This is a genomic window from Streptomyces sp. NPDC096079 (assembly GCF_040303145.1).
In the GTDB taxonomy this organism is placed as follows: Bacteria; Actinomycetota; Actinomycetes; order Streptomycetales; family Streptomycetaceae; genus Streptomyces.
In genome coordinates this window covers 191381-207056 of sequence record NZ_JBEOST010000007.1, presented here as the reverse complement: position 1 = coordinate 207056, position 15676 = coordinate 191381, and the positions used below count along the sequence as shown (strand labels likewise).

Below are 15676 nucleotides of genomic sequence, written 5' to 3'. Positions count from 1 at the left end.
GCCCCGGGTCGCACCCCTCACCCGAAGGAGTCCCCGCCATGGCCAGCGCGACCGCCCCGGTCACCGCCGCCGCCCGTCCGGCCACCTCCCCGGCCCGAACCCCGGCCGCCGCGGCGACCCAGCGGACCTCCGAGGGCTCGCTCCACTCCTGGGACCTGTCCACCGGCGTCGACGGACCCGGCACCCGCTTCGTCGCCTTTCTCTCCGGCTGCCCCCTCACCTGCCTCTACTGCCACAACCCCGACACCTGGAAGATGCGCGACGGCACGCGCACCTCCGCCGACGCCGTGATCGCCGAGGCGTCCAAGTACGTCCGCTTCATCTCCGCGTCCGGCGGAGGCGCCACCGTCTCCGGCGGCGAACCCCTCCTCCAGCCCGTCTTCACCGGCGAGCTGCTGCACCGGCTGAAGCACGAGCTCGGCCTCCACACGGCCCTCGACACCTCGGGCTTCCTCGGCGCCCGCGCCACCGACGCCCTGCTGCGCGACACCGACCTGGTGCTGCTCGACATCAAGTCCTGGGACCCCGACACGTACCGGAAGGTCACCGGGCGGCCGCTGAAGCCGACCCTGGACTTCGCCCGGCGGCTCGCCGGCCTCGGCCAGGAGGTCCACGTCCGCTTCGTGCTCGTCCCGGGACTGACCGACGCCCCGGAGAACGTCGAGGGTGTCGCCGCCTTCGCCGCCGGCCTCGGCAACGTGTCCCGCGTGGACATCCTGCCCTTCCACAAGCTCGGCGAAGCGAAGTGGCAAGCACTCGCCAAGCCCTTCACCCTGCACGACACGCCGTCCCCGACCCCCGCACAGGTCATCGCGGCCCGCGAGGTGTTCCAGGCCCACGGACTGCACGCCGTCTGAGCGACGCGTCACCCCTACGGCGCGCAAAAAGGGACTGAATAGGGCAAATGGCCTTACCGTGACCGCGTGACCGAGCCACCGCAGACAGCCGAGCCGACCCCCGCCCCCGGCCCCGCCCCGGAACCCACGCCCGGCCCCGCGGCGGCCGACAGGCCCGCACCCCGGACCCCCGGCGCCGTGCGCCGCCGCGCCGCCCTCGCCGGTACCGCCGTCTCCGCCCTGCTGATCGTCGCGATCGTCCTCGGCAGCCGCCTGCTCCGCGACTTCGACTCGGCCCTCCTGCCGTACGCCGTCGCCACCGTCTTCCTCGCCTTCGGCGTCGCCTACCGCTACACGGTCTGGATCTCGGCCCCCGGCGCCCGCCGCCTCTTCCGGCAGGGCTGGCGCTCCTTCTTCTCCGCCGCCAACTTCCGCAAGGCCCCCACCGCCCTGCCGAAGATGATCGCCACCTACCTCGGCTTCCAGAAGTTCCTCGGCGCCCGCTCACACGCCCGCTGGGCCGCCCACCAGCTCCTCTTCTGGGGCTGCCTGCTCGCCGCCGCCATCACCTTCCCCCTCACCTGGGGCTGGTTCACCTTCACCTCCGACAGCGGCGCGGGACCCGGCTACGAGATGCGGATCTGGGGCTTCAAGATCATCGGCTTCGACGCCCTCAACGCCGTCGGCTGGCTCATGTTCCACGGCCTCGACATCGCCGCCGTCCTCGTCATCGCCGGCGCCTCCTACTTCCTCTGGCGCCGCCTGAAGGACCGGGGCGCCATCACCGGCCAGCGCTTCGCCTACGACCTGGTCCCGCTGCTCGCCCTCATCGTCGTCTCCGTGACCGGGCTGCTGCTGACCTTCTCGTCGATCTTCCTGCACGGCGGCGGCTACGAGTTCCTCGCCGTCCTCCACATGGTGTCCGTCGTCTTCACCCTCATCTACATCCCCTTCGGGAAGTTCTTCCACATCGTCCAGCGGCCCGCCGCCGTCGGCATGCAGCTCTTCAAGTACACCGCGCGCCGCAAGGACGACGACGAGATCCTCACCTGCCGCCGCTGCCACGAGCCCATCGACACCGCCCCCTACGTCGAGAACCTCCGGGGCACCATGCGCGACCTCGACCTCGGCTTCGACGCATGGGCCGAGTACTGCCCCCGCTGCAAGCGCGTCCTGCGCGGCACCGCCTACCTCGACCACGTGAAGAAGGGCTTCAAGTGACCGCGACCGACCCCGCGACCCCCGGCCGGCCGGTGCCGCTCGACCCCTCCCTCGCCCCGCCCGGCACCCGCGCCTTCCGCGACGCCGGAGGCATCCCCGCCGACCGCTGGCGCGCCGACCAGGACGGCGAGACCCTCGTCCCCACCCACTGCTGCTTCTGCGGCGTCCAGTGCGGCATGTACCTCCGCGTCGACCGCCACGGCAAGGTCTTCGGCGTCGAACCCCGCAACCACGACATCAACCGCATGCGGCTCTGCCCCAAGGGCATCAACGCCTACCAGCAGGTCAACCACCCCGACCGGCTCACCGCCCCGCTCATGCGCCGGAACCGCGACGAGCCTTTCCGCGAGGTCAGCTGGGACGAGGCCCTCGACCACACCGTCGCCGAGATCCGCCGCATCCAGGGCGAGCACGGCAACGACGCCTTCGGACTCCTCGGCGGCGCCAGCCTCTACTCCGAGAAGACCTACCTCGTCGGCAAGTTCGCCCGCGTCGCCCTCCGGTCCCGGCACGTCGACTACAACGGCCGCCTCTGCATGGTCTCCGCCGCCGGGGCCAACAAGCTCGCCTTCGGCATCGACCGCGCCGGCAACCCCTTCTCCGACATCCTCCTCACCGACTGTCTCCTCATCGCGGGCTCCAACGTCGGCGAATGCTTCCCCGTCATGACCCAGTACCTCTGGGGAGCCCGCGACCGGGGCGCCACCCTCGTCGTCGTCGACCCCCGCGAAACCGCGATCGCCCGCACCGCCGACATCCACGTCGCCCTCAAACCCGGCACCGACTCCGCCTTCTTCAACGCCGTCCTGCACGTCGTCGTCGAGGAAGGCCTCGCCGACGAGGCCTACCTCGCCGCCCACACCACCGGCTGGGACGAGGTCAAGCAGACCGTCGCCGCCTACCCGCCCGCCCGCTCGGCGGAGATCTGCGGCGTACCCGCGGAACAGATCGTCCAGGTCGCCCGCGTGTTCGCCGGAGCCGGCCGGGCCATGGCCTGGCACGCCCGGGGCGTCGAGCACCACTCCCAGGGCGTCGAGAACTGCCTCTCCATCATCAACCTCTGCGTCGCCACCGGGAACATCGGAAGGCCCGGCGCGGGCTACGGCACCATCACCGGCCAGGGCAACGGCCAGGGCGGCCGCGAACACGGGCAGAAGTCCGACCTCCTCCCCGGCGGCCGCTCCATCACCAACCCCGAACACCGCCGGCAGATCTGCGAGATCTGGGGCATCGACGAGACCGAACTCCCGCTCGCCGGCACCTCCATGATGGAGATGGTCTGGCAGATGCAACGCAAGGAGATCCGCGGCCTCGTCGGCATCTGCAACAACCCCTTCGTCTCCCTCCCGAACTACGCCACCGTCAAGGACGGCTACGACACCCTCGAATTCCACGCCCAGTTCGACTTCTTCCTCTCCGAGACCGCCGCCAACGCCCACGTCGTCTTCCCCGTCACCGTCTGGGCGGAGGACGAGGGCGTCATGGCCAACGCCGAGGCCCGCGTCGTCAAGCACAACAAGGCCCAGGAACCCCCCGCGGGCGTCCGCACCGACACCTGGGTCATCTGCGAACTCGCCCGACGCCTCGGCGCCGGCGACAAGTTCGCCTTCCCCGACTCACGCTCCGTCTTCGAGGAGCTCCGCGTCGCCTCCGCCGGAACCGTCAACGACTACTACGGCATCACCTACGAGCGCCTGGAGGAGACCGGCGGCATCGCCTGGCCCTGCCCCGGCACCGACCACCCCGGCACCCCCCGCCTCTTCGAGGACGGCCGCTCCTACCACCCCGACGGCAAGATCCACCTCCAGGTCGTCGAATGGCACCCGCCCATGGACCCGTACAGCGAGGAGTACCCCCTCTCCCTCACCACCGGCCGCACCGTCGCCCACTTCCTCTCCGGCAACCAGACCCGCCGCCTGGGCGCCCTCGTCGAGCAGACCCCCCGCCCCTGGGTCGAGGTCCACCCCTCGCACGGCTTCCGCAACGGCGAACCCGTCCGCGTCGTCACCCGCCGCGGCAGCGAGGTCTTCCCCGCCCTCGTCACCGAGGCCATCCGCCCCGACACCGTCTTCGTCCCCTACCACTGGCCCGTCCCCACCGCGGCGAACGCCCTCACCATCGACGCCCTCGACCCCCGCTCCAAGATCCCCGAGTACAAGGTCTGCGCCGCGCGCATCGAAGCCGCCGAACGCGTCGACGAGGTCCCCGCACCGCCCACCGCCCCCGGCCACCAGGCCTACCCGGAGACCCAGGTATCCCGCACCGACCCGCTGCCCCCCACCTCCCCCCAGGGCCGCGGCACCGCGGAGAGGAGCTGACCCGCACATGATGGGCCGCACGATCTTCATCGACCCGGGCCGCTGCATCGGCTGCCAGGCCTGCGTCTCCGCCTGCCGCGAATGCGACTCCCACCGCGGAAAGTCGATGATCCACCTCGACTACCCCGACGAGGGCCGCTCCGTCGCCTCCCTCCCCACCGTCTGCATGCACTGCGAGGACCCCGTCGCCCCCTGCGCCGAGGTCTGCCCCGCCGACGCCATCCTCGTCACCGCCGACGGCGTCGTGCAGCAGGCCGACACCACCCGCTGCATCGGCTGCGCCAACTGCGTCAACGCCTGCCCCTTCGGCGTACCCAAGATCGACCTCCAGGCGAAGCTCCAGATGAAGTGCAACCTCTGCTACGACCGCACCGCCTACGGCCTCGCCCCCATGTGCGCCACCGTCTGCCCCACCGGCGCCCTGTTCTACGGCACCCTCGACGAGCTCCGCGCCGAACGCCCCGGCGTCCAGGTCGCCGACTCCTTCACCTTCGGCAGCACCACCGTCTCCACCGGAGTGGCCATGGTCGTCCCCGCCGACAAGGTCCAGTGGCCGGTGCCCGGCGGGCTCCCCGTCGTCGAGATCAACGGAAGGGACGTGAGCGGAGCGAACTCGAACAGGGGTGGCGACGGGCGACGGGAGGGAGTCCGTTGAGCGTCACCGACCCGCAGCCGCCCACGCCGGACGCCCGCACCGACGCGGCGCAGGAGGCGCTCCACGACCGGATCGCCGCCGACTCCCTCACCACCCGCCGCGACTACCTGCGGATCGTCGCCACCGTCTCCGGCGGCCTCGCCGTCGGCGGCGTCGGCGTCGCCTCCGGCATCCTGCACCGGCACGGCGACCCCGACGGCATGCCCGCGATCAAGAAGATCGCCGACCGCATCGAACCGGGGGAGTCCCTCGCCTTCCGCTATCCCGGCGAGGAGGACCGGGCGATCGCCGTCCGCATGGACGACGGCACCCTCGCCGGCTACTCCGCCGTCTGCACCCACCTCGCCTGCGCCGTGCTCTGGCGCCGGGACCGGGGCAGCGAGGGCGAGCTGTACTGCCCCTGCCACGAGGGGGTCTTCGACGCCCGTTCGGGAGAGGTCACCGCGGGCCCTCCGCCGCGCGGCCTGCCGAAGGTGATCCTCCTCGAACAGGTCGACGGCAGCGTCTGGGCCATCGGCACCGCCCGCTCCGGAGAAAGCCTCCAGGAGGGCTACTGCCGCCAGCGCGGCCAGGGGAGCCCGCTGTGCGAGCGCCTGGAGGGCGGGGCCCAGGCGGCGTCCGGCGGGCCGGAGAGGAGTGAGCGGACATGAGCGAGAGCGCGTTCCCCCGGGATCCCGAGGCGCCGGACCCGGACCCAGACCCGGCGGCGGCCCCGCGCCCGCCCGCGTACACCCCCGGCAGCGCCCAGCCCCGGCTGAACCGGCCCCTGCGCGAGCGCTACCCGCAGATCCGGCCCACCAGCGGGTACGGCGATCCGCGGATCCGGCACACCGGCCCGGGTCCCGGGGCGGGCACCGAGCAGGAGCCGGAACGGTCCTCGAAGCTCTCGGCCCGCCTCGCGCTGGCGCTCACGGTCGTCATCGGCCAGCTGTGGGGGCTGACGATCGTGGTGGACGAGTGGATGGAGGGCGACACCGGCACCGCCTGGTGGGGTGCGGGTTTCCTCGTCCTGTCGTTCCTGGTGGTGCTGGGCCTCTGGCTGATCGATCCGGAGGATCGCTGATCAGCGGGGTACGGGGCGGGCGAGCGGGCGTAGTCTGAAGAGATGAGCACCGCCCCCGCCCACGGACCGCGAGACGCGAAGCGGCCCGGCATGTCTTCCAGCCCCGAGAGCAGTCCGAAGCCGGTACTCGTCTTCGACGATCCGCTGGACCGGCAGTCCGCGGACGACACGGACCGCGGGTGGGGAGAGCGGCCTCCGGCCGGCGGCGACAGCGCCGCCGACCTCGCGCGCTTCCTCGACGAGAAGCCGCCGCACCACCTCTGAGACCGGCGTGGGTCGCCGGTCAGGAGGTGGAGTGCGCCCCCGCGTTCCCGCCGCCGGCGACTCCGGAGCCCGGGGTCGTGTTGTTCATGCCCGGGCCGCGCTGGGCGACGAGGTGGTCGCGGATCTCCTTGAGGACCTCCAGCTCGCTGACCTCCAGGACCTCCTCGACGCCCTCCCTCGCCTTGTCGTGCGCGGCGCGCTTGGCGAGGATCTTGGCCATCGGCAGGACCATGAGGAAGTAGACGACGGCGGCGGTGATCAGGAAGCTGAGCACCGCGCTGAGGACCAGACCCCACTGGATCTGAATGCCCTGCATCTCTCCGTCGACCACCTGGCAGGGAGCCTGCAGGCAGGACGCGTAGCTCTCCAGGTCCTTGGTGCCGAAGGCGCCGACGACCGGGTTGATGATGCCCTTGACCACCGAGTTCACGATGTTGGTGAACGCGGCACCGATGACGACCGCGACCGCCAGGTCGATCACGTTGCCGCGCATCAGGAAGGCCTTGAAGCCTCCGAGCAGGGATTCCTTCTTCTCGGCCACCGGGGTGCCTTTCGTCGCGTGTGCTGCTGTGTGCGGAGCCATTAGGCCGTGAACGGCGCAGAGGCGTCCAATCCGTACACACGGGACGGTGACTTGACAGCAAGTCAGTACGAATCAGCACATCGTCACCGCCAGTGGGGAGGTGACACCGGCACCTGCCAGCCTCGCCGCCGTCGGCCGTGGCACGGAGAGCACGACGAGCGCCCCTCCGTCCGAACGAGTCTCGCCCGGCGCCGGGACTTCGGCCACTCGGGCGCCCGTCGCGACGACCCGGGCCTCAGCCCCCTCGCCCAGCGGCGAGTTGGGCGCGGCGATCACATCGACCCGGTCGCCGGGGCGCAGCAGCCGTACGGTCGCGGCGTCGGCGATCCGCACGGGTGCGGACACCAGGGGCGCGGCGGCGGGCGGCCGTGCGCGGGCGGGCGCCGCAGGGGGTGGCGCGGCCGGGGCGGTGCCGGTGTGCGCGACGGCGAGCGCGCCGGCCGTCAGCGCCAGGAGCAGCGCGGGTGTCCGTCGTCCGCGCCGGAGCGCCCCGCGCAGCCGGTGGCGGGCGCCCCGGACCCGGAGCGGTTCGAACGGCGGCACCGTGCGGGGCCCGGGGACGGAGGAGGAGACGAGGGGCGGGGCGGGAGGGGTGGTCGTCATGGCGGTGCCGCCTGTCCTGGTCGGGAACGGGTTCCGCACCCACTGTCCCCGTCCCGCCACCGCCCCGCTCCGGCCTGGGGACGAACCGTCGCCTGTGGACGACCGCCCCACTCCCCGGGGTGGTTTACGGCAGCTCGATGCCCAGGTCCCAGCCGGAGTGCGCCCGGGTGCACAGGCAGTCCCGGTCGAGCGTCGCCGGCAGGGCTCCCACGGCGTCGAAGAGGACCTCGCGCAGGCGTCCCACGTTCTCGCCGAACACCCGCATGACCTCGGTGTGGGAGACGCCGTCGCCGGTCTCGGCGCCCGCGTCGAGGTCGGTGACGAGGGCGAGCGAGGTGTAGCAGAGGCCCAGCTCGCGGGCGAGGACGGCTTCGGGGTGTCCGGTCATGCCGACGACGGACCAGCCCGCGGCGGCGTGCCACCGCGACTCGGCGCGGGTGGAGAACCGGGGGCCTTCGACGACGACCATCGTGCCGCCGTCGACGGGCTCCCAGCCGCGGCCGCGGGCGGCCTTGACGGCGGCCCGCCGGCCGTCGGGGCAGTAGGGGTCGGCGAAGGTGACGTGGACGACGTTCGGCACGGCGCCGTCGGCCCGCGGCACGCCGTCGAAGTAGGTCTGCGCCCTGCTCTTCGTACGGTCGACGAGCTGGTCGGGCACGACGAGGGTGCCGGGGCCGTGCTCCTCGCGCAGGCCGCCGACGGCGCAGGGCCCGAGGACCTGCCGTACGCCGACGGAGCGGAGGGCCCAGAGGTTCGCGCGGTAGTTGATCCGGTGCGGCGGGACGGTGTGGCGCCGGCCGTGCCGGGGGAGGAAGGCGACCTGCCGGCCGCCGATCGCGCCGAGGAAGAGGGAGTCGCTGGGGCTGCCGTACGGGGTGTCGACGGGCACCTCCGTGACGTCCTCCAGGAAGGAGTAGAAGCCGGAGCCGCCGATCACGCCGATGTCCGCGTACACGTCATGGTTGGCCATGCGGATCACCCTAAGGGCGGCCGTTCCCGGGAACGCCGAGGGCCCCCGTCGCACGCGGCGACGGGGGCCCTCGGGAAGATCAGGCTGCGGAGCTTCCGGTGCTCGACGAGGACGTCGAGGAGGAGGAAGCGGTCGACGAGGCGGTCGACGCGGCGGGCTTCGCGTCCGAAGAAGAGGACGACGAGGTCGACGTCGTGGACTTCGACGCGGCCGGCGAGCTGCTGGACGACGAGCCGCGGCTGTCGTTCCGGTAGAAGCCGGAGCCCTTGAAGACGATGCCGACGGCCGAGAACACCTTCTTCAGGCGGCCCTTGCAGCTGGGGCACTCGGTCAGGGCGTCATCGGTGAACTTCTGCACCGCCTCGAGGCCTTCGCCGCACTCGGTGCACTGGTACTGGTAGGTCGGCACTTGACTTCCTCCTGGCACTCACACTCATCGAGTGCTAACGACGATCCATACTGACGTATTCCGTGGGATCAGTCCACCGTCACCGGCACGCGGTGACCGATGCCACGTGCCGCGACCCGGCTCGCCTCGCGCGGCTTCAGCCGCGACCGCAGGGCGAGGAGCGTGGCCAGGGCGAGGGCCGTGCCCGCCATCGGCACCAGGAATCCGGTGCTCGCGCCGTGTGCGTCGGCGAGGCGGCCGGCGACGGTGACGGCGGCGGCCTGGCCGAGGGCGACCGCGCCGGTGAGCCAGGTGAAGGCCTCGGTGCGGGCGGAGGCGGGGATCAGGGTCTCGACGATGGTGTAGCCGGTGATCAGGGCGGGGGCGATGCACAGGCCGACGACCAGGCCGAGGGCGGCGAGGAGCAGTACGGAGTGCGTCGTCCACAGCAGGGAGGCGGCGACGGTGAGGCCCGCGTAGCCGAGGATCAGGCGGCGGCGGGGGCCGGTCTTCCAGGCGACGGCGCCCATGGCGATGCCCGCGAGCATGTTGCCGGCGGCGAAGATGCCGTACAGGAGGCCGTTGGCGCCGGGGTTGCCGATCTCCTCGGTGAAGGCGGTGAGGGAGACCTGCATGCCGCCGAAGACGGAGCCGATGCCGAGGAAGGCGACGATGAGGACGCGGACGCCGGGGATCGACAGGGCGGAGCGGTGCGGCTCGGCGCCGTGCCGGCCCGCGGCGGCGGTGATGCCGTGGGCGGGCTGGGTGGCGCGCTGCGCGGCGAAGAAGAGGCCGCCGACGAGGGTGAGGGCGGCTTCGGCGATCAGGCCGGCTGCCGGGTGGATGCCGGTGCACAGGGCGGTGGCGAGGACGGGGCCGACGACGAAGGTGAACTCGTCCGTGACGGATTCGAAGGCGGCGGCCGTCGGCATCAGCGGGGTGCCGTCGAGCTTGGCGGCCCAGCGGGCGCGGACCATGGGCCCGACCTGGGGCACGGAGGCGCCTGCGGGGATCGCGGCCAGGAACAGGGCCCACATCGGGGCGCCGGCCAGGGCGAGGGCGACGAGCAGGGAGACGGACGCGGTGTGGACGAGCACGCCGGGGACGAGGACGGCTCGCTGGCCGAAGCGGTCGGCGAGCTTGCCGCTCTGGGGGGCGAACAGCGCCATGGAAACGCCGGTGACGGCGGCGACCGCGCCGGCGCTGCCGAAGGAGCCGGTGGTGTGCTGGACGAGCAGGACGATGCCGATGGTCAGCATCGCGAAGGGCTGCCGGGCCGCGAAGCCGGGGAGCAGGAAGGACAGCGCGCCGGGTGTGCGCAGCAGCTGTCCGTAGCCGGGCCGCTTGTCCGTGATGACCGTGGACGCCACGGTCCTTGCCTTTCTGCCGCCTGGTAGCGCGCCCCGGCACGGTGGTGCGGGTGTCGCCGAGAGCTGTCCTCATGCGCGTCACTGCGGTAGATACCGGGCCGGCCCCACTGCGGAGGGGCGCCACGGCCGCCATACGGTCGCGCCAGCTCTGCGTCAGGCAGAGTTGGTTCGATCTGGTGTGCCTTCATGGTACAGGGAAGAGCGTCTTCCCGCCTGGGAAAACGCTCCCGCACCTGAATTAATGCCTGCGATTAACCGGATGTTTTCCTGGGTCCACCATGGCCCGGCTTCTGGCTGCCGCTGCCCGGCAGGTGGAAGCGGCCCGAGGCGGCGGGCGCGGAGACCGCGGTCGCGCCCCCGGTGCCGAGCCAGCCGGCGAGCTTTCCGCCCTGTCCGACGGCCCGCAGCCGCCGCTCGGTGGCGTCCCGCACGGGGTCGGTGGCGACCACGAGCAGCTCGTCGCCGTGCCGCAGGACGGTCGCGGGGCCCGGTACGAAGCTGGCGTCCTCGCGTACGACGAGGGTGACGGCGGCTCCGGCGGGGAGGCGCAGCTCGGCGACCTCGACGCCGTGCATCCGGGAGCGCTCCGGGATGGCGACGGAGAGCAGGTGCCCGCGGAGGCGTTCGAGCGGGGCGGATTCGACGCCGAGGTCGGCGGCCTCGCTGGAGTCGCCCAGCTTGAGGGCCTTGGCCAGCCAGGGGAGGGTCGGGCCCTGGACGAGGGTGTAGACGACGACGAGGACGAAGACGATGTTGAAGATCCGTTCGCTGCCCTCGATCTTCGACACCATGGGGATGGTGGCGAGGATGATGGGGACGGCTCCGCGCAGGCCGGCCCAGGACATCAGGGCCTGCTCCTGCCAGGGGATCCGGAAGGGCAGCAGGCTGACCAGGACTTCCATGGGCCGGGCGACGACGGTCAGGACGAGGCCGATGACGACGGCGGGCCAGAAGTCGTGGACGAGCTCGTGCGGGGTGACGAGCAGGCCGAGCAGGACGAACATCCCGATCTGGGCGATCCAGCCGAGGCCTTCGGCGAAGCCGCGGTTCGCGGGCGCGTGGGGCAGCTTGGCGTTGCCGAGGACCATCGAGGCCAGGTAGACGGCGAGGAACCCGGAGCCGTGGGCCATGGCGCCTGCGGCGTAGGCGCTGACGGCGATCGCCATGACGGCGATCGGGTAGAGGCCGGAGGCGGGCAGGGCGACGTGGCGCAGGCCGTAGGCGCCGACGAAGCCGACGGCGAGGCCGACGGCGGCGCCGATGGCCAGTTCGAGGGCGATCTCTCCGACGAGGACGTACCAGTGGTCGACCGGTCCGACGGTGGAGAAGGCGACGACGAGGATGACGACGGGGGCGTCGTTGAAGCCGGACTCGGCCTCCAGGACGCCGGTGACCCGTGAGGGGAGGGGCACCTTGCGCAGGACGGAGAAGACCGCGGCGGCGTCGGTGGAGGAGACGACGGCGCCGATGATCAGCGCCTGCCGCCAGTCGAGCCCGACGAGGTAGTGGGCGCCGGCGGCGGTGATGCCGACGCTGACGGCGACGCCGACGGTGGAGAGGACGACCGCGGCGGGCAGGGCCGGCTTGATCTCCTTCCACTTCGTGCCGAGGCCACCCTCGGCGAGGATCACGACGAGGGCGGCGTAGCCGATGACCTGCGTCAGTTCCGCGTTGTCGAAGGCGACGTTGCCGATGCCGTCCTGTCCGATCGCGACGCCGATGCCCAGGTAGAGCAGAAGGCTGGGGAGTCCGCTGCGGGAGGAGATCCGCACGGCCGCGACGGCCACGAGCAGGACGAGGGAGCAGACGAGCAGGAGTTCGTTGAGCTGGTGGACAGTCAGTGGCCGTTCCTTCCCCTCACGTGCGGCTGGATCGTTCCTCCAGCGGCAAGGTACTTCGTTACCTTACCTAATCTTTAACGCTTTCTTGACGCCGCCTTTGCCTCTCCTCGCTCACCAGTACGGTTCTCTTCCTGACACCGCGTCCGGGCCGTCCGGACGCTGCGCCTAAGGTTGCTCCCGTACTCCAGGACCACCCTGCCCCTCGAAGGACAGCGATGCCCTCCAACACGACCGCGCCCCCCGGCAAGAAGACCGCCAAGAAGAAAGGGCGGCGCGCCCGCCTGATCCTCGTCGTCCTGGTCCTCGCACTGGTCGCGGGCATCGGCTTCGGCGGGTACTGGGGAGTCAGCACCGTCCGGGCCTCGTTCCCGCAGACGACCGGCGAGATCCGCCTCGACAAGCTCTCCGCCGACGTCGAGGTGAAGCGGGACGCGAACGGCGTCCCGCAGATCTACGCCGACAACGAGACGGACCTCTTCCGCGCCCAGGGCTACGTCCAGGCGCAGGACCGGTTCTACGAGATGGACGTCCGCCGGCACGTGACGGCGGGCCGCCTCTCCGAGATGTTCGGCGAGAGCCAGGTCGACACCGACGCCTTCCTGCGCACCCTCGGCTGGCGCCGGGTCGCGCAGGAGGAGTACGACAAGGTCCTGTCGCCGGAGACGAAGAAGTACCTCCAGGCGTACGCGGAGGGCGTCAACGCCTACCTGAAGGACCGCGCGCCGAAGGAGATCTCCGTCGAGTACGCGGCGCTCGGCCTCACCAACGACTACGCGATCGAGCCGTGGACCCCGGTCGACTCGGTGGCCTGGCTCAAGGCGATGGCCTGGGACCTGCGCGGCAACATGCAGGACGAGATCGACCGCTCCCTCATGACGAGCCGGCTGAACGCGAAGCAGATCAAGGAGCTGTACCCGGAGTACCCGTACGCGCTCCACCAGCCGATCGTGGACAAGGGCGCCGTCGACGAGTCCACCGGGACCTTCGACCCGAAGGCCGAGGCGGGCGAGGGCGACGGGGCGACCACCGGCGACACCCCGGGCTCCGGCCCGGACGGCTCCGGCTCCTCCGGCGGTGCGTCGTCGCAGCTCGGAGCGCTGTCCGAGGTCCTCGACACCGTCCCGGCCCTGCTCGGCCCGAACGGCAACGGCATCGGCTCGAACTCCTGGGTCGTCGCCGGGAAGTACACGACCTCCGGCAAGCCGCTGCTCGCCAACGACCCGCACCTCGCGCCGCAGCTGCCGTCCCTCTGGTACCAGATGGGCCTGCACTGCCGCTCGGTCTCGGCGACCTGCCGCTACGACGTCGCCGGCTACACCTTCTCCGGCATGCCCGGCGTGATCATCGGCCACAACGACAAGATCGCCTGGGGCCTCACCAACCTCGGCGCCGACGTGACCGACCTCTACCTGGAGAAGATCGGCCCGGACGGCTACCTCGTCGACGGCAAGGTCAAGCCCTTCACCGTCCGCGAGGAGGTCATCAAGGTGGCCGGCGGCAGCGACCGCAGGATCACCGTCCGCTCCACCGGGCACGGCCCGCTCGTCTCCGACCGCTCCTCCGAACTGGGGACGGTCGGCCAGAAGGCCCCCGTCGGCAACGCCGCCCCCGACCGCGGCACCGGCTACGGCGTCTCCCTCCAGTGGACCGCGCTGGAGCCGGGCAAGTCGATGGACGCGATCTTCGCGCTGGACCGCGCCAAGGACTTCACCACCTTCCGGGCCGCCGCGAAGAACTTCGAGGTCCCGTCCCAGAACCTGATCTACGCCGACACCGAGGGCCACATCGGCTACCAGTCGCCGGGCAAGATCCCGCAGCGCTCCAAGGGCGACGGCACCCTGCCCGCGCCCGGCTGGGACTCCTCGTACCGGTGGAAGGGGTACATCCCCTTCGAGAAGCTGCCGTACGAGTACGACCCCGAGCGCGGCTACGTCGTCACCGCCAACCAGGCCGTGATCGACCAGAAGACCTACCCCGACCTGCTCACCAAGGACTGGGGCTACGGCTCGCGCAGCCAGCGGATCAACGACCTCATCGAGTCGAAGATCAAGGACGGCGGCAAGATCTCGCCGGACGACATGCGGACCATGCAGACCGACAACCGCAGCGAGATCGCGACCCTGCTCAACCCGCTCCTGCTGAAGATCGACATCTCGGACCCCTACGTCCGCGAGGCGCAGAAACTCCTCGAAGGCTGGGACTACACCCAGGAGCCCGACTCGGCGGCCGCCGCCTACTTCAACGCGGTCTGGCGCAACGTCCTCAAGCTGGCCTTCGGGAACAGGCTGCCCAAGGAGCTGCGCGCCGAGGGCGACTGCATCAACGTCCGCCCGGCCCAGGCGACCGGACCGGTCGACGAGCAGAACAAGCTCGTCCGCGAGTGCGGCGAGCGGGACCCCGAGTCGGCGCAGCCGGACGGCGGCGACCGCTGGTACGAGGTGGTCCGCCCGCTGCTCAAGCAGGAGAAGAGCGAGTGGTGGACGACCCCGGGCAACCGCCTGGACCCGGCCACCGAGACCCGTGACCAGCTGCTCGCCCGCGCCATGAAGGACGCCCGCTGGGAGCTGACCGCCAAGCTCGGCAAGGACGTCTCCACCTGGAGCTGGGGCCGGCTGCACCAGCTGACGCTCAAGAACCAGACCCTCGGCACCGCCGGACCCGGCGTCGTGCAGCAGCTCCTCAACCGCGGCCCGTGGAACCTGGGCGGCGGCGAGGCGGCCGTCGACGCCACCGGCTGGAACGCGGCCGGCGGCTACGACGTCATCTGGGTCCCGTCGATGCGGATGGTCGTCAACGTCGGCGACTGGGACAGGTCCCGCTGGGTCAACCTGACCGGCGCCTCCGGCCACGCCTTCCACTCGAACTACACCGACCAGACGGACGCCTGGGCGAAGGGCGAGCTGTACGACTGGGCCTACGGCAAGGCGGCGGTCGACGCGACGACGAAGGACACGCTCACGCTGAAGCCCTGAAGCGGGTGACCCCCTCCGGGGTCACCACGGCGTGCACGGGGTGGTCGTGCGGTTCCTCCGGGACCCGGGCGACCACCTCGTCCGCGTAGAGGAGCACCACCAGCGCCGGATCCACGCCCGCGCGTGCGAGCCGGGCCAGGACCCGGTCGTACGAGCCGCCGCCCCGCCCGAGCCGCATGCCGCGGCCGTCGACGGCGAGGCCCGGCAGCAGCACCGCGTCGGCGGCGCACACGGCCTCGGGGCCGAGCCGGGGCCCGGTCGGCTCCAGGAGGCCCCGGCCGGCCTTCGCGAGGGCCTCGCGTCCCTCGTACGCCGCCCAGTCCAGGTCGTTGTCGGGCAGCAGGACGGGGAGCAGGACCCGCACCCCGCGCGCGTGGAGGGCGTCGAGCAGCGCGCGCGTGCCCGGCTCGCGGCCGACGGACACATAGGCGGCCACGGTGGCCGCTCCGGAGAGTTCGGCCAGTTCCATGCCCCGCCGGGCGAGAGATTCGGCCGTGTCCGCGAGGGACGCGGAGGTCAGCGCGGCACGAGCGGCCAGAAGTCGGCTGCGCAGCATCGTCTTTTCGGACATCTCGGGTGTCATCAAAGCCTC

The 15676-nt window shown here is 71.8% G+C and carries 15 protein-coding genes; 8 read left to right on the top strand and 7 right to left on the bottom strand.

From position 1 onward, the window contains the following. Nucleotides 1-38: 38 nt before the first annotated feature. From pflA to ABTY59_RS17200, 7 genes are all read left to right on the top strand, one after another. Entirely contained in the window at nucleotides 39-857 is an 819-nt protein-coding gene (pflA, locus tag ABTY59_RS17230; RefSeq protein WP_352019778.1) for a pyruvate formate-lyase-activating protein, read from the top strand. A 66-nt stretch (nucleotides 858-923) separates the two neighbouring features. Then, nucleotides 924-2057, top strand: coding sequence for an MFS transporter (locus tag ABTY59_RS17225; RefSeq protein WP_352019777.1), 1134 nt, complete (start codon nucleotides 924-926; stop codon nucleotides 2055-2057). Then, nucleotides 2054-4375, top strand: coding sequence for a molybdopterin oxidoreductase family protein (locus tag ABTY59_RS17220; protein ID WP_352019776.1), 2322 nt, complete (start codon nucleotides 2054-2056; stop codon nucleotides 4373-4375). The genes ABTY59_RS17225 and ABTY59_RS17220 overlap by 4 nt, the downstream gene beginning before the upstream one ends. A 7-nt stretch (nucleotides 4376-4382) precedes the next feature. After that, a complete protein-coding gene (locus tag ABTY59_RS17215; RefSeq protein WP_352019775.1) occupies nucleotides 4383-5030 on the top strand; it encodes a 4Fe-4S dicluster domain-containing protein in 648 nt (215 codons plus the stop codon). Then, on the top strand, nucleotides 5027-5680 hold the full coding sequence (locus ABTY59_RS17210) for a QcrA and Rieske domain-containing protein (protein WP_352019774.1): 654 nt from the start codon (nucleotides 5027-5029) through the stop codon (nucleotides 5678-5680). Before ABTY59_RS17215 ends, ABTY59_RS17210 begins: the two co-directional genes overlap by 4 nt. Then, nucleotides 5677-6093 (top strand): hypothetical protein, encoded by a 417-nt coding sequence (locus ABTY59_RS17205; RefSeq protein ID WP_352019773.1) that lies wholly within the window; start codon nucleotides 5677-5679, stop codon nucleotides 6091-6093. The genes ABTY59_RS17210 and ABTY59_RS17205 overlap by 4 nt, the downstream gene beginning before the upstream one ends. A 42-nt stretch (nucleotides 6094-6135) precedes the next feature. After that, nucleotides 6136-6357, top strand: a complete 222-nt coding sequence (locus ABTY59_RS17200) for a hypothetical protein (RefSeq protein ID WP_352019772.1) — start codon at nucleotides 6136-6138, stop codon at nucleotides 6355-6357. Nucleotides 6358-6376: 19 nt separating this feature from the next. Here ABTY59_RS17200 and mscL read toward each other — a convergent pair whose 3' ends face one another. From mscL to ABTY59_RS17170, 6 genes are all read right to left on the bottom strand, one after another. Beyond that, a complete protein-coding gene (mscL, locus tag ABTY59_RS17195) occupies nucleotides 6377-6898 on the bottom strand; it encodes a large conductance mechanosensitive channel protein MscL (RefSeq protein ID WP_352019771.1) in 522 nt (173 codons plus the stop codon). A gap of 114 nt (nucleotides 6899-7012) precedes the next feature. After that, nucleotides 7013-7543, bottom strand: a complete 531-nt coding sequence (locus ABTY59_RS17190) for a hypothetical protein (RefSeq protein ID WP_352019770.1) — start codon at nucleotides 7541-7543, stop codon at nucleotides 7013-7015. Between the two features lie 124 nt (nucleotides 7544-7667). Next, a complete protein-coding gene (locus ABTY59_RS17185) occupies nucleotides 7668-8513 on the bottom strand; it encodes an S-methyl-5'-thioadenosine phosphorylase (RefSeq protein WP_352019769.1) in 846 nt (281 codons plus the stop codon). Between the two features lie 79 nt (nucleotides 8514-8592). Continuing rightward, complete coding sequence (locus ABTY59_RS17180) at nucleotides 8593-8922, bottom strand: FmdB family zinc ribbon protein (protein ID WP_352019768.1); 330 nt, start codon at nucleotides 8920-8922, stop codon at nucleotides 8593-8595. A gap of 68 nt (nucleotides 8923-8990) precedes the next feature. Further along, complete coding sequence (locus tag ABTY59_RS17175) at nucleotides 8991-10271, bottom strand: MFS transporter (RefSeq protein WP_352019767.1); 1281 nt, start codon at nucleotides 10269-10271, stop codon at nucleotides 8991-8993. A 251-nt stretch (nucleotides 10272-10522) separates the two neighbouring features. Beyond that, nucleotides 10523-12112, bottom strand: coding sequence for a potassium/proton antiporter (locus ABTY59_RS17170; protein ID WP_352019913.1), 1590 nt, complete (start codon nucleotides 12110-12112; stop codon nucleotides 10523-10525). Nucleotides 12113-12327: 215 nt separating this feature from the next. Between ABTY59_RS17170 and ABTY59_RS17165 the strand changes: the two genes are divergently transcribed. Next, the gene (locus ABTY59_RS17165) at nucleotides 12328-15084 is read left to right on the top strand and encodes a penicillin acylase family protein (protein WP_352019766.1); all 2757 of its coding nucleotides are present in this window, start codon (nucleotides 12328-12330) and stop codon (nucleotides 15082-15084) included. On the opposite strand, the gene ABTY59_RS17160 is transcribed toward ABTY59_RS17165, so the two are convergent. After that, nucleotides 15068-15667, bottom strand: a complete 600-nt coding sequence (locus ABTY59_RS17160; protein ID WP_352019765.1) for a 5-formyltetrahydrofolate cyclo-ligase — start codon at nucleotides 15665-15667, stop codon at nucleotides 15068-15070. The two genes, ABTY59_RS17165 and ABTY59_RS17160, sit on opposite strands and share 17 nt — an antisense overlap. Nucleotides 15668-15676 lie beyond the last annotated feature (9 nt).